Here is a 15135-nt window from a genome sequence, read left to right as displayed (position 1 = left end):
GGCTCACCCCACCTTCTTGCGCGTGCACAGGCGTGCTGCGTTCAACAGAAACACCGCATAGACCGCGAGGATCGTCAGGTTCTTCGCCACCAGCGCCCAGTTGTTGCCAGCCAGGAACAAGGTCTTCACCAACTCCATGAAGTAAGTCGCTGGCAGGATCGAACCGACCAAGCGGATGAAGGTCGGCACATTGCGCAGGTCGAACAGGAACCCTGAAAGCATCAACGCCGGCAGGAAGCTGAAGATGATCGCGATCTGGCTGGCCAGGAACTGATTGCGGGTCTTGGCCGAAATCAACAGGCCGATGCCCAGGGTCACCAGCAGGTACAGCATGGAACTGAATAGCAGGAGCAACAACGAGCCCTGGATCGGCACCTGGAATAACAGCCGAGCGGAGACCAGGCACATCACCAAACCTAAAAGTCCTACGACGAAATACGGAATGATCTTGGCCAGCAGGATCTCGATCGACTTGACCGGGGTGACGAACAACGACTCGAGGGTGCCCCGTTCCCATTCCCGGGCCAGCACCAACGAGGTCAGGAAAGCCCCCACCAGCGTCATGATCAGGGCGATCAGCCCCGGAACCAGATACCAGGTACTACTGTTGGCGGCGTTGAACCACATCCGCTCCACCACCAGCACCCGCCCCGAGGGCAGAGCCTGCCTGGTGCGTTCCAGATACTGCTGCTGCCAGACCGCCAGCGCCCCCCTGACATAACGCCCCAGGGTCGCGGCGCTGTTGGCATCGGCGCCATGCAGCAACAACTGCAAGCGAGCGTCGTGCTGTTCGAGCCGCCTGGAGAAGTCGGCTGGAACCCGAACGATGCCATCGACCCGGCGCTTGTCCATCAGCGCCTGTGCCTCGACCATGCTGGTGACCCGAGTGACCGAGAAGTAGGCCGAGCTCTCCAGCTTGGCTACCACGTCCCTGGCCGCGGGCGAGCTGTCCTCCAGGACCACTGCCAAGGGCGTGTTGCGGATATCCAGCGACAAGCCGTAGCCAAATATCAGGATCAGCACGATGGGCAGGATCACACCGATGGCCATGTTGCTCTTGTCTCGCAGCAACTGGCGGAACTCCTTCCTGGTCAGCGCCAGTAGCCTGCGCCACAAACCCGAACCCGCTCCATTGAAGTCGGACATGCTGGCTCCTTAGTGCGCCGCGGCGCGGGCCTGGGCCCGGGCTCGCTCGACAACGGCGATGAATGCACTGTTCATGTCGGCCAGTGCCTGGTTGTCCTGGTGGCGGACTTGTTCCGGGGTGCCCAGGGCCAGCAAGCGCCCGGCATCCTGGATCACGATACGATCGCAGTACTCGGCCTCCTCCATGAAATGGGTGGTGATTACGATCGTCGTACCGCTTGCCGCCAAGGCGGTGATCCGCCGCCAGAAGGCCCGCCGGGCCAGGGGATCGATGCCGCTGGTTGGTTCATCGAGAAACAGGATCTCCGGCTCGTGCAGCAAAGCCACCGCCATCGCCAGGCGCTGTTTGTAGCCACCTGGCAGCTCGCCGCTGCGCACATGTTGTTGTTCGCCCAGTTCGAACTGCTCGAGCATCTGCTCCATCCTGGTCCGTAGCCTGGCGCCATGCAGTCCATAAGCGCCGCCGAAGAAGCGCAGGTTCTCCACGGCCGACAGGTTGGCGTACAAGGCGAACTTCTGAGACACGTAGCCGATGCGACGGCGTGCCGCAGCCCGCGCGGTACGCAGGTTGACCCCAGCCACCTCCAGGTAGCCACTGGATGCCGGGAGCAAGCCGCAGAGCATGCGGAAGGTGGTGGTCTTACCCGCCCCGTTGGGGCCGAGCAAGCCGAAGATCTCGCCCTTCAGGACCTGGAACGAGGTGCTTGCGACTGCCGTGAAATCGCCGAACTTGCGCACCAGATCGCGTACTTCGATGACCACCGGACGCTGTACACCTACCTCTCCCTGGCTGTCGTTGGCCGCTGGCTGTTGCGCCGCATCGACCGCGACGGTTTCCTGGACCTGCTGCCTGAGTAGCACCATGAATCCGTCCTCCAGGCGCGCTGCCAGGGGCCGGGGCTCGGCGAGGCCGGCCAGGGGTTCGATCTGTGCCAACTCCACCTGGGCGCTGCGGATGAAGCGCACCTGGCCACCTTCCGGCACCGCATCGACCACATGCTCGCGGTCATCGAGCAGGTCGGCCTGCAACGACCTGGCGGGAGTACCGCTGGGAGGTGCGATGCCATAGCACATGCCTTGGGCCAGCTGACACAGTTGTTCAGGTGGCCCCTGGGCGATCAATTGGCCCTGGTACAGCACGAAGACCTGGGCACAGCGCTGGGCCTCGTCCATGTAGGCGGTGCTGATCAGCACCGTCAGGTTCTCCTGCTCGATCAACTGCTCGATGATGCTCCATAGCTCCCGGCGCGACAGCGGGTCCACCCCTACCGTAGGCTCATCCAACAGCAACAGTTGCGGGGAGCGGACCAAAGTGCAGGCCAATCCCAGCTTCTGTTTCATACCACCGGAAAGCTGTCCGGCCAGGCGTCCACGAAACCGCTCCAGGTCCATCATCTGCAAGAGCCGGGAAAAGCGCTGCTCGCGCTCCGGGCCGCAGACACCATGCAAATCGGCATACAACTCCAGGTTCTCCTGGATAGTCAGGTCCTCATAGAGTCCGAACTTCTGTGGCATGTAGCTGATGCGGTCCTGTACTTGCTGTGGCTGTGCGCCGACATCCAGGCCCAACACGCTCAACTGGCCCGCGTCGGCCTGCATCAACCCGGCGATCAGCCGCAGCAAGGTGGTCTTGCCCGCGCCGTCTGGACCGACCAGAGCACTCAACTGGCCACTGGGGACCTCCAGGGATACCCGGTCCAGGGCCACCTGGTGCCGGACGCCGGCCTTGAAGTGCTTGACCAGTTCGGATGCCTGGACCGTAGCCACTGCGGCGCTCATGGCGTGTCCCCGGCACCCGGCGCCTGGTCGAGGTAGACGGTAGCCGGCATGCCCAGGCGCAAGCGGTCACCAGGATCCTTGACCAATATCCGGATTTCGTAGACAAGACTGGTGCGCAGGTCCTCGGTCTCGACGGACTTCGGGGTGAACTCGGCGACCGAGGAGATGTAACCCACCCGGCCGTCGATGGACTGGTCGGGGAAACTGTCGGTGAACACTCGCGCTGGCTGATCCGGTCGCACCTGTCCGAGCTGCTGTTCGTTGACATAAGCACGGATCCATTTCGGATCGGTCAGCGCCAGGGCGAATACCGGTCGTGCCGGAGAGGCCATGTCGCCAGGCTCGAGCAGGCGGGTGCGTATCCGGGCCTGGGTCGGGGCCTTGAGCTGGGCCCGGGCGAGGTCATGTTCCAGCAGGTCGAGATCGGCCCTGGAGACCTGCAGGTCGGCTGCTGCCTGGGCGATGTCTTCGTCCCGTGGGCCGATCTTGGCCAAAGCCCAGGACTCGCGCTGTTCCTGAACCTGGGCCTTGACCACCCGCAGACGGGCGGCCGCCTGGTCCAGGCGCTGCTGGCTCACGCCCTTGCCCTGGGTATCGTCGGCAATGCGCCGCAGGCGCTGGTGTTCCAACTGGGCTAATTGTGCTTCGGCCTGGGCTGCCTCGAACCGTGACCGAGCCTGCTCGACCTCCTGGGGCCGGGTACCGTTCTTCAAGCGCAGTAATGCCTGTTCCTGGGCATTGATCCGGGCCCTGGAGCGGGCAATCTCGAGGCGCAGCGTGCGCGTGTCGAGTTCAGCCAATACCTGGCCAGCCTGCACCAGATCGCCCTCCTCGGCATGCAGCGCGGCGATCCGTTCACTGCCTTCGAACGCCAGGGATACCTGGCGGATGTCGACGTTGCCATGAAGCTTGAGACGGCCGTCCGACTCTTCGGGCTTGAGGAGAAACCAGGAAACCCCTGCCGTTACCGCCAGCAGCACGGCAACCCCTGCAATCAACTGCTTCTTCATCCATGAGTCCTTTGTTTGCCAAGGCCTAGTTAAAATTCAATTTGAATTGAAATTGAAAAATAACAGATACTGGCCGTGAAGCAACCCCTATGCCCGACCACGAGGAACCCCATGAGCATTCGACGCAGAGCCAGCAGAAGCGACGGCGAACACACCAGAATCCGTATCCTCGAAGTGGCAGCACGGCTGTTCGCCCAGCATGGCTATGCCGCTACCGCGAGCAAGCTGATCTGCGAGGAAGCCGGCGCCGACCTGGCAGCCATCAACTACCACTTCGGCAGCCGCGAAGAGCTGTACAAAGTGGTGCTGATAGAAGGGCACCAGCAGTTGATCGACGTCGAGGTCCTGGCGCGCATCGCCCGCAGCGCCGAACCGGCACAGACCAAGCTCGATGTGTTCATCGATACCCTGGTCGGCCGGGTACTGGATGAACAAAGCTGGCAAAGCAAGGTCTGCGCCCGGGAAATACTGTCTCCTACGGTTCATTTTTCCAGCCTCATCCAAGAAGAAGTGATGCCCAAGTTCCGCCTGCTGGAGGCCATCATCAGCCAGATCACCGGCTTCGCTCCGGGCGATCCGGCGCTGGCCCGGTGCGTCATCAGCATCATTGCGCCGTGCCTGATGCTGGCGGTGATCGACCGCCAGCAAGCCAGTCCGTTGCAGGCCGTGCTGCAGCACGATGCGCACGCCCTGAAAACGCACCTCAAGCTGTTCGCCCGATCCGGCCTGGCCTCCATCGCCCCATGAGCCGCTCAACTCACCAGTCTGCCGGTCGCTTGGTGCATGGCTCCGCCCAGGACGGTCTTCACCCGAGACATGACCTGACCATCGAGGAAAAAATGCCCGCCGGGAAAAACGAACTGCTCGAAACCGCAGCCCGCATACTCCCGCCATTGCCCCATGGGCTCGGGCGGGGCGATCAAGTCCTGAGCGCCGCTCAAGCAGGTGATGTCGACTTCCACTGGCCCGGCATGGAGGCAGCCATAGGAATGAACCATCGCGATATCCGCCTGGATGATGGGCAGATACATCTGCATCAGGTCCTCCTCGGCCAACACCACAGCTGGCACGCCTCCCATGGCTTGCAGCACTGCAATGGCCTGCTGTGCTGGCAATTGGTGCAAAGGCTCCACCCGCTGCGGCAGATGGGGTGCGACCATGCCTGACAACACCAGTTGCAGGGGCAGCCGCTGTCGGCGCTGCTGCTGCACATTGACGACCGCGAACGCCAGCAATGCCCCCATGCTATGCCCGAAGAAACAGCAGGGAATATCGTCGCTGAACTGCTCCAGACAGTCGGCCACGGCATGGGCCGCGGCTTGCAGGTCGACATAGGGAGCCTCCCGGCTGCGCCCCTCCCGTCCCGGTAGCTGCAACGCATACAAGTCGACCTGGTCGTACAGCGGCAGGAACCAGCGATGGAATACCGATGCCCCGCTTCCGGCATAAGGGAAGGTGAACAGCCGCATCTTGTCCCGTGGCCGACTGGCATAGGGAAACCACAGTTCCTGGTCCAAGCGTGACGGAGTCCGCATGTTCAACCCTCCACTCGCCGAGCCAGGGCGAAGCGATCGACCTTGCCATTGGCGTTGCGCGGTAGCGCATCCAGGCACAGCAAATGGTCGATGATCATGTAGCGCGGCAGGCGCTGGGCGCAGTGGCGCTTGAGGTCGATGATCGACAGCCGGGCCTGCCCCTCGGGGACCAGCACCGCCCACAGTTGGGCATTCATTCCCTCCCCGGTCACCAGTACCGCCGCCTCGCTGACCTGGGGATGGGCCAGTAACGCTGCCTCCACCTCCCCGCGCTCGATACGGTTGCCACGCAACTTGAGCATGTCGTCGCGCCGACCCAGGTATTCGTAATTGCCATCCGCCAACTGCTTGACCATATCTCCGGTCTTGTAGGGCCCCTGGTGCGCCGGCTTGCCGAAATAACCCAACATGACCGTAGGTCCCTGGACGATCAGTTCGCCCTCTTCGCCAATGGCACAGGGGCTGCCATCGTCTTTCTGCGCCCAGATGCGATTGCCGGACGCCGCAGTGCCAATGGACACCGGCAACAGGCGCCGGGGATCGATGGCAGTCACCTCGAACGCAGTGCACACGTTGGTTTCCGTAGGGCCGAACAGATTCGCCAGGCGCACATCTGGATAGGCACTACGCAGTTCGCGCAGGTGCTTGATCGGGAAAGGCTCGCCGGCGAACAACACAACCCGCAAGGTTCCTTGCAGATCACTCAGGAGGTGGCCGTCCTGCATCATCAACATGAGCACCGAGGGCACCGAGTACCACACCGTGATCTCATGGGACCTGACAAACTGGGTCAGCAGCTGCGGAGAATAGGCGATGGACTCGGGCACCAGGTAGACCGTTGCACCGCTATTGAGCGCGCCATAGAGATCCAGGACCGAGAGGTCGAAGTGAAACGGCGCATGGTTGGCGAAACGATCGCCCGCCTCGAAGCCGTAGCTGGAGCACGCCCAATCGACGAACGCCAGAGCGTTGCCATGGCTGAGGGATACGCCCTTGGGCACGCCTGTAGAGCCGGAGGTATAGAGGATGTAGGCCAGATCATCGGGCTGGATATCGAGTTGCGGCACCACACCGGAACCTGCCTCTATATTGCGCCAATGACGAGCGTTGGCTACATCGTCCAACACCACGCAACGCACCTGCTGCAGTTCGGACGCAACGAGCTCTTCCAGGCGCGCACTGGTGCAGATGAGCAGCACTCCCTGGGAGTCATGGACGATCTTTTGCAGACGCGCCACCGGGCTCATCGGATCGACCGGAACATACACCACGCCCAAGCGCAGGGCGGCCAACATCACAGCCACCAGGTCGACCGACTTGTGCGCCCACAGCACGACCCGCTGGCCTTGGCGCACGCCCAGGGCACAGAACATGGCGACGAATTCCCGGGTCCTCGACTCCAGCGCTTCGTAGCTCAGCCCCTGGTTTTCGTCCACCACGGCCAAGTGCTGCGGATAGCGCGCAGCGCTATGCATCACCCGTTCATGCAGCAGCTTCATAGCTTCAACTCCCGGGCGATGATCTCGTGTTGCATGTCGGTGGTACCGGAGAAAATCGTGGTGCCGATGGAGTCACGCAGCATCGACTCGATACCGAAGGACTCCAGGCAGCCCCTGCCGCCGAAGATCCTGATCGCATCGATGCTCGAAGCCAGCGCACCCTCGCTGATCGCCAGCTTCGACAAGGCGATGTTCAGTTGCCCTGGGTCGCCTTGGTCCATACCCCAGCAAGCCCGGAACAACAGCAGCCGGGCCGACTCCAGGCGCAGCTTCATCTGGGCGATGCGATGCGAGACCGCCTGATTGTCACCGATGGCCTTGCCAAACTGGCGCCGGGTACGGGCGTGCTCGATGACCTGCTCCAGCTGCCGTTCCATCATTCCCAGGAATCCCGCGAACAGGCAGGCGCGCTCCCAACCCATCGAGCTCTGGAACACCTGCCGGCCCTGCCCCTCCTCCCCCAGGCGATTGGCTTCGGGAACCTGGCAATCGTCGAAGAACACTTCGCCGGCCGGGCAGCTCTTCAGGCACACCTTGCCTAATGGATCGCTGACCCTGATGCCCGCAGTGCTGCGTTGCACCACGAACCCACTGACGCCCAGGGCGCCGTACTCGGGGTTGCTGGTGGCATAGGTGACGAAGATGTCGGCGATCGGTGCATTGCCGGCGAAGCTCTTGTGGCCGCTGAGCCGGTAGCTACCGTCCGCCTGGGGCCAGGCTCGGGTCTTGAGGTTGCTGGAGTCCGAACCCGCTTCGGGTTCGGTGATCGCGTTGGAACCGATGAACTCGCCACTGGCCAGTTTGGGCAGGACCTCGCGCTTGACCTGCGTCGAGGCAAATTCGGCGATGGGCATGGCGCAGGCGAACTGATGCGCCGCAGCCGCGAAAACCAATCCCATATCCGTGCAGCCGAGGCCGAAGGCATGCATCGCAATGGCCGTCGATAACGCCCCCAGGCCCTGACCACCGTACTCCTGGGGAATCGACAACCCCAACAAGCCCGCCTCGCCGCAAGCCGCCCACTGCTGGGCGGTGAAATAGCTCGAATGTGGGTTGCGGCTCTCGGCCAGTTGGCCGGCACAAAGTTCGGCGATCATGGCAACGTGTTTTTTCTGGGCGACATCATAGTTGAAGTCCATTTCAACTCTCCTTGCGCATGGATGGTTTTCTGAAGGATCGATAGAAGATCAGCCGGCCGACCTCCGAAGGCACCTGCATCAGGCCCCACCAGAGCGCCTTGAGCTTTCGCAGAGTGGTCAGTTGATAGACACGAGCGTGAGGATTAGCAAAATCAAAGATAGGCGGTACAAAACTGGCCTTGGCCAGCTCCGCAAAAATGCAACTTGCAGCTTGCGCCGCAGAAACCTTGGTGCTTTCGACGTCATCACAAAGGTCCAGGGTAGTGTTGAGAATATCCTTGTAGCCCTGGTACAGGGGCATCCAGAAGCCATCCTCGGCCAGTCGGTCGATCTCCTCGAAAGCCCGTTGATCCAGGGACTTGGCGAAGGCATCGTTGACCTTGCGCGCAGTGATGGTGGCGGCGATCGACTGCAGCAGCCAGACCCGGGCGAAGGCGTTCCAAAGCTCGGGGTCGCGAAACGCGACATAGGCACCTGCAGCGATCCGGTCGCTCAGCTTGATGATGCTGTCCTGGGTGACGATGAACTCGCGCAGCGCGCGGCTGCGGTAATCCCTGCTGCGCACGGCATCGATCAAGCGATGGGCCAGGCCCAGTACCAGCTCCGCTCCATTGGAAAGCTTGCGCGAGAACAGCAAGTCATTGGTCGCCGCGCCCTCGTCGAACATCAGGCAGCGGCGCTCGAGCGCCGAAGGGTAAACTTCGCGCAGCGGCTCGCGAACCGTCCACTCCCGTACTCGCCGGGCTCCGCCCAGGTGCTTGGCCAGCCCGGGATACTTGTCGACCAGCCCTGCCAGCACCTGGTCGCCGTCGGCACCCTGGCAGGCATCCTCGCGTACAGACACCAGTACGCTGACCAACGGGTTACGCGAATGCGCGTGGTTGTCGAAAGGAATGATCCCGACCCAGCCTTCTTCGAGCACATGGTGCAACGTGCCTTCATGCCACTGGCCGGGGAAATCGTCTTCAACGCAGGCATCGAACGGCACCACCCCGAGCATATGGGTGGAAAATCCCCGGGTCCGGGCCTGCATGGTGCAGGTCTCTGAGGGCAAGTCGGCGTGGCGGGCGATCATCTGCCCGGCCGGGCTGCCGTCGACGATGAAGTCGGCGCTGATCCAGACTCCCTGCGCCACCGCCACCTTGGCTCCACGATCGTCGAGCACGACCCGCGGGGCATCCGCCACCTCCACCAGTTGCACGCCATAACGCACTGCAGCAGCCAGCAGGTAGGCATCGATATCAGGCCGGAACAAGTGGTTCTCGCCATGTTCGGAAGGCACGTTGAATTGCAGCGCCTGGCCCATGTCCATTGCTCGGCCTGGCTGATGGTAGATGAATCCGAGGTTCTTCTTGACCCCGGAAGACGGCATGACTTTCTGGTGGATATCGCGGGTACGGGCAATATTCTTTATCTCCGGTACCGAATAGCGGTCGGCGATCAACTCGAAAATCATCGACGTATAAGGAATCGTCGCCTCGCCCGTCAGGTCGGGCGGCAGGTGCCGGTTGCGCAGCAAGCCGACACGGACATCGTTCCTGGCCAGGCAGGCAGCGAGCATCGTCACACTGATACTGTTGCCGGCCAAAAGAACGTCGTAATGGTTTGGCACCTGGCCAAACAGCGCATCATTCATAACCACCTCAATGGCAGATCATTCTTCAGATATCTGTGCCACAGGCCCCTCAGGCCTCGGCCAGGCAACCCTGTTCCCTTATCGAGCGGGCCAGGAAATCCGGCCACATCAGGCCCGGGCATTCGAGAAACTCACGAGCCTTGATCTCCAGCTTCAGATCGCGGCGACAACGGGCAACCATGTCCATGACCAGCAACGAATCCAGGCCGTAGTCCATCAGGCTGCCGCCGTCTTCGAGCTTGGCCCGCACTTGCTCGGTCTTGACCCCGAGCAGTTGGGCGTACTGCTCCCAGACGTAGCCATCGAGCAAGGCCAGCACTCCGGCCTCGTCGGTGGCCGAAAGCCGCTCCAGGATGTCGCCACCGGTGCTTTCGGCGACCCTGGCGGCCGGCACCTGGCTGCGGATGTACTCCAGCAGGGGCTGCGGGCCGCGGGACTCCAACAGTGGCTTGAAGCGATCCCAGTCGACCCCCGATACCACTAGCTGGGTCATACCGCTGGCTAGAATCCGCGACAACAGGCCGATGTTCTGCGCCGGCACGATCTGTTTCAGGCCGACGCTGGTGAGGAAGTTCAGGACCTGCTCGTCGAACAGGTGGCTGCCTCCGGCCCAGAGCCCCCAGTCGATCACCAGCGCCTGCAGCCCCTGACTCCGGCGGTGCCAGGCCAGGCCATCGAGGAACTGATTGGCGGCGGCATAACTGGCCACGTGTTGCGACCCCCACACGCTGGCGATCGTCGAGCACATGACGAAGAACTCCAGGTCCTGGTCCAGGGAGAGTTCATGCAACAACCAGGTTCCCTCAACCTTTGGTCGCATGACCCGATCGAAGCTCTCGTTGTCGATATCCTCGAGGTCTTGGGGAATGGAGATACCCGCCGCATGGAAGATGCCCTTTAGCTTCAGGCCTGACGATGCGCACCCTGCGAATACCCCGAGCATGTCCTGGCGCGAGGTGATATCCGCCTGCACGTAGCGAACCCGTGAGGCCAGAGCACCGAATCGCGTCAATTGCGCACCGACCCGCTCCAGTGGGCGCCGACCGGTGATCACCACCTCGGCGGCGCCCTTGTCCAGCAGCCACTGGGCCATGGCCAGGCCGATCCCGCCCATGCCGCCGGTGATCAGGTAGCTGCCCTGGGCGCAAGGCGCATAACCGCGGCTGGGCAAGCGAGCCTCACTGAAGTGATTCAGGCGCTGGACATAACGCTTGCCGGGGCGCAGGCAAATCTTGTCCTCCCCATCCGGATCGATGATTTGTGCAGCCAACTCCCGGGCCCAGCCATTGTCGTCGGGAGCCAGGTCGATCAGGCCGCCCCAGTGCTCGGGATGCTCCAGGGCGATGGTCTTGCCCAGGCCCCACAAGGGCACTGTCGCTACCTGCATGGCCTGCCCGGGCTCCAGGCCGACCGCGTTCGCCCCCTGGGTGACCAGCCACAACCGGCCGCCGCGTTCGCCCAGGGCGATCAGTGACTGGACCAGCTCCAGCACGGGGTGAAACAGCTGCGCCGACAGGTTCGACAGCTCCTGTAGACTGGTGCCATGGGCATCGACGACGTTCTTGCCGTCGAGCACGATGATCTCGGCGGCCAGCGCCTGGCTTTCCAGCGACAATGGCTCGTCGGGTGCTCGAGCCAGTGCCACTCGGCTGGCCTCAAGCACTACCTGGGGTGTCATGACCAGCGTCCGGTGCCCGGACAACTGCAACTGCTCGGCCAGCGGCTGGGCCAGCTCTGGTGAACTCGCGACCAAGGTGAACAATCGATCCGGGCGAAGCACGTCGGCCTGCTTGCGCGGACGCTCCAGCCAGTCGAGGCTGTAGAGCACGTCTGGCTGGCAAAGGGGGCCACACAGCGCCTGCTCGTTGCCTGCCGCGGCCAGGCTCACGCCCTCCAGCCGCCCCACAGGCTGGCCAGCACTGCCATACAAGGTGCAATCGAACTGCTGTAGGTCCGTCTGGCTAGCGACCAGGGCCAGGCTTTGCACCTCGTGCATGCTGGCCCGCGTGCAGAACAAGCGACGAAGACCTGCCACCGTTCCGCCTGCGTTATCCGGTATCGCCTGGCCAAGGTACTCCAGCACCTGGGCCAAGCGGTTGCCGTGGCCATCGGTCTCTGCCGGCAGTTGCATGTGGTAGACGAACCCCGGCTCCTGCGTCTGCTCCTGCTCCGCACCCGGTAGTGGCCCGGCACTGCCGGGGTGCGCTTGCAGGGTCAGTGACAAGACCGCCTGCCAATCGGCAGTGGCGGCTTTGGCCGCGTCGCTCAAGGCAAAGCAGCGCACTTCCCAGGCCGAGCCTGCAAGCGGCTTGAGTTCGGTGAACAGGTTCAGTTGGTCATCCGGATGCATGACCAGGACCTGGGGCATGCTCGCCAGGCTGATAGCGCAGGACTCCAGTTGCAGCTGGTCGATGATCTCGGCCGTGAGAGCCGCCAGCAGGCGAGCCGGCGGTAACAACACCAAGTCATCGCGACACTCGGCCCCCAACGCCTGCAGTCGGGCGCAGTCCAGGGTCGCCTCGAACGCCGGGGTCGGTGCCTTGACCGGATGCCCCAGCAAGCCCGATGAGCCGGGCTGGGCCGATGAGACGCTGGACGATGCGCCCTGGGCTACGTCGAACCAGTAGCGTTGGCGCTGGAAAGCATAGCTGGGCATGGGTTGGCGCAGCGCGCCGTCATGCTCGTGCAGTCTCGCCCAGTCGAGATCGTAGCCAGCGACGTAGAGCTGCGCTGCGGCGATACGCAGGTCCCGCGAGGGCTCGCCGGTACGACGCATGCAGGGGATGGCCAGGACCTCGCTTGCTCCTTCATCACGGCCGATCAGCGGCGTCAGAACCGCATCGGGGGCCACCTCGAGGAAAGTCCCGACCGACAGCTCTTCACGCAAGGTAGTGACGCCAGCACTGAACCTCACGGCCTGGCGGGTATGCATGCACCAATAGTCAGGCGAACTCAGGCTCGACAGGGTATGCACCTGCCCTGTGACTCCGGCGATAACGGGCATACGCGGCTCACTGAAACGAAGCTGCTTCACCTCCTCGCGAAATGCTGCGAGCATCGGCTCGGTAGCGGCGCTGTGGAAGGCATGGGACACGCCCAGTTTGCGCACCTTGCAACCACTGGTACGCAGGCGCTCGGCCAGGGCCTGCACCTCGGCCTGCGGACCCGCTACCACCAGGTCCTGCGGGCTGTTGACCGCGGCCAATTCGACGCTAGTACCCGGCAACTCCCGGAGCACCGCGCCCAGTCGCTCCTCGCTCATGCCCAAGGCATACATTGCCCCACCCGCGGTCATCAGTTGCTGCGCCAGGCGACCACGCGCCTCCACCATGCGCAAGGCATCGGCCAGGGAAATCGCTCCGGCCACGCAGATGGCGCTGATTTCGCCAAAGCTGTGGCCGAACACCGCATCCGGAGCGATTCCCCAATGCATCCATAGGCGAGCCAGGGCGTACTCGACGGCAAATATGGCTGGCTGTGCGTAACGGGTCTGCTCCAGGTAGTCTTCGCTGGCAGCCGAGTCGTCGAGCACCAGGGTGAGCAGATCCACCTCCATCATCGGGCCGAGCAGGGCTCGGCACTCGTCGATTCGGGCCTTGAAGAACGGTTCGTGCTCATACAGTTCTCGGGCCATGCCACGGTACTGGCAACCTTGGCCGGGGAACAGCATGACCAGGCCCTCGGGGGCCCCTTGGCAGCGGCCGTCGAAGACGTTGCCAATGACCTTGCGCGATGCATAAGCCGCCAATTGTTCGCGCAGCCCCTCGCGGCTATCGGCAACGGCCGCGAAGCGATGGCCGAAATGCGCGCGCCCCAGGTTCGCCGTGTAGCACAGGTCGCGTAATTCAAGTTCGTCATGCTCGGCGATGAAACGCTCGTAGCGCCCGGCAACCTGGCGTCGCGGGGTTTCGCCCTTGGCCGAGATAGCCAGCAGTTGCCAGGGGCTGCCGTGTCCTGCACCTCGCGTCCTGGGCGGCGGGTCCCCCACCACCACATGGGCGTTGGTCCCGGTAACGCCGAACGAGCTGACCCCGGCGTGTCGCGCCTTGCCCTGACGCGGCCAGGCCGTGGCTTCGGTGACCACCTTCAGAGCCAGGCGATCCCACTCCACTCGTGGGTTGGGAGTATGGAAATGCACTTGTGGCACCAGGGTCTCGTGCTGCATGCACAAGAGGATCTTCGCCAGCCCGGTGACCCCGGCGACTGGCTCCAGATGCCCCATGTTGGCCTTGATCGAACCGACCAGCAGCGGTTTCGCGCCATCGCGCTGCTGGCCCAGCGCCGCATGCAGTGCACGCAGTTCGATCGGATCGCCCAGGGCCGTACCGGTGCCGTGGGCCTCGACATAGTCCACCTCCACACCCTGAAGCCCGGCCTGGCCCAGCGCCAGCCGGATGACTTCCTCCTGGGCATGGATATTGGGTACCGTGATCCCACTGCTGGCTCCATCGTTGTTGACCGCACTGCCCTCGATCACGGCCATGATCGGATCCTGGTCGCGTACCGCATCGCTCAAACGCTTGAGGGCAAGGATCACGCAGCCTTCAGCACGCCCGTAGCCATCGGCCGCGGCATCAAAGGTCTTGCAGCGCCCATCGGGCGCCACCGCACGCAACTTGCTGACGAGGATGAAACCGTAGGGCGACAGGATCAGGTTGACCCCGCCGGCCAGCGCCACGTCGCTCTCGCGATTACGCAGGCTGTTGCAGGCCTGGTGCAGGGCCACCAGGGACGAGGAACACGAGGTATCGAGTACCACCGCCGGGCCCCTCGAGCCCAGGGTGTAGGCGATGCGCCCGGCGACGAAACTGGTCTCGCCATAGAACTGGTAGGCATTGACGTCCTCGGCCACGCCCAGTTGCTGGCGCAGGCGCACGTAGTCATTGGTGCTGACGCCCATGAACACCCCCATCTTCTTGCCGTGCAGGCTGTCGGGAGCGATAGCGGCATGCTCCAGGGCCTCCCAGGCTACCTCCAGGGCCAACCGTTGTTGCGGATCCATTCCTTGCGCTTCCTTTGGCGAGATGCCGAAGAAGGTCGGGTCGAACTGGTCCACCGCATCGATGAATCCACCACGCATGACATAGGCCTTGCCAGGCACCTGTGGATCGGGGTCGTAGTAGTCCGTACCGTAGAGTCGGTCACTGGGCATGTCTCCCACCGCATCGGTGGCGTTCTTCAACAGGCTCCACAAACGCCTGGGGTTATCGGCATGCCCCGGCAACCGGCAACCCAGGCCGACGATGGCAATGGGCTCGCCGGATACCTGGGACTTACCGGCGACCTTGTCCTTGAGCGCACGGATGGTGGTGATCGCCTGAGCAAGGCTCTCTTGCAGCTGGTCCTTGCTTGCATCGCGGATATCGTTATCCATAAAAAGCCTCGATCGGT

At 63.2% G+C, this 15135-nt stretch carries 9 protein-coding genes; 1 reads left to right on the top strand and 8 read right to left on the bottom strand.

What is annotated here, in order from left to right; genetic code table 11:
* Positions 1 to 3: 3 nt before the first annotated feature.
* Genes C4K40_RS13570 through C4K40_RS13560 form a run of 3 tightly spaced genes read right to left on the bottom strand, consistent with a single transcriptional unit; the run spans position 4 to position 3935 of the window.
* Positions 4 to 1146 (bottom strand): ABC transporter permease, encoded by a 1143-nt coding sequence (locus C4K40_RS13570; protein ID WP_022644149.1) that lies wholly within the window; start codon positions 1144 to 1146, stop codon positions 4 to 6.
* 9 nt (positions 1147 to 1155) lie between these two features.
* Positions 1156 to 2925: an ATP-binding cassette domain-containing protein gene (locus C4K40_RS13565; RefSeq protein WP_031321627.1), complete on the bottom strand. Its 1770-nt coding sequence runs from the start codon at positions 2923 to 2925 to the stop codon at positions 1156 to 1158.
* Positions 2922 to 3935 (bottom strand): HlyD family efflux transporter periplasmic adaptor subunit, encoded by a 1014-nt coding sequence (locus tag C4K40_RS13560; protein WP_022644147.1) that lies wholly within the window; start codon positions 3933 to 3935, stop codon positions 2922 to 2924. Before C4K40_RS13560 ends, C4K40_RS13565 begins: the two co-directional genes overlap by 4 nt.
* 111 nt (positions 3936 to 4046) lie before the next feature.
* On the opposite strand from C4K40_RS13560, the gene C4K40_RS13555 reads away from it, so the two are divergent.
* Positions 4047 to 4682: a TetR/AcrR family transcriptional regulator gene (locus C4K40_RS13555; protein WP_022644146.1), complete on the top strand. Its 636-nt coding sequence runs from the start codon at positions 4047 to 4049 to the stop codon at positions 4680 to 4682.
* 5 nt (positions 4683 to 4687) lie between these two features.
* On the opposite strand, the gene C4K40_RS13550 is transcribed toward C4K40_RS13555, so the two are convergent.
* The 5 genes from C4K40_RS13550 to C4K40_RS13530 form a co-directional block, all read right to left on the bottom strand.
* Positions 4688 to 5404 (bottom strand): thioesterase II family protein, encoded by a 717-nt coding sequence (locus C4K40_RS13550; protein ID WP_256223786.1) that lies wholly within the window; start codon positions 5402 to 5404, stop codon positions 4688 to 4690.
* A 68-nt stretch (positions 5405 to 5472) separates the two neighbouring features.
* Positions 5473 to 6969, bottom strand: coding sequence for an L-proline--[L-prolyl-carrier protein] ligase (gene pltF / locus C4K40_RS13545; RefSeq protein WP_053129131.1), 1497 nt, complete (start codon positions 6967 to 6969; stop codon positions 5473 to 5475).
* Positions 6966 to 8108, bottom strand: a complete 1143-nt coding sequence (gene pltE, locus C4K40_RS13540) for an L-prolyl-[peptidyl-carrier protein] dehydrogenase (RefSeq protein ID WP_022644143.1) — start codon at positions 8106 to 8108, stop codon at positions 6966 to 6968. The genes pltF and pltE overlap by 4 nt, the downstream gene beginning before the upstream one ends.
* A gap of 1 nt (position 8109) precedes the next feature.
* Positions 8110 to 9744 carry an NAD(P)/FAD-dependent oxidoreductase gene (locus tag C4K40_RS13535; protein ID WP_053129128.1) on the bottom strand — a complete coding sequence of 545 codons (1635 nt, stop codon included), beginning with the start codon at positions 9742 to 9744 and terminating at the stop codon, positions 8110 to 8112.
* Positions 9745 to 9793: 49 nt separating this feature from the next.
* On the bottom strand, positions 9794 to 15118 hold the full coding sequence (locus C4K40_RS13530) for a type I polyketide synthase (protein ID WP_053129125.1): 5325 nt from the start codon (positions 15116 to 15118) through the stop codon (positions 9794 to 9796).
* Positions 15119 to 15135: the final 17 nt, after the last annotated feature.

The organism is Pseudomonas sp. CMR5c (assembly GCF_003850545.1).
GTDB lineage: Bacteria > Pseudomonadota > Gammaproteobacteria > Pseudomonadales > Pseudomonadaceae > Aquipseudomonas > Aquipseudomonas piscis.
Note: the sequence above shows the minus strand (reverse complement) of the source record. Positions and strands in the feature narration are given on the sequence as shown.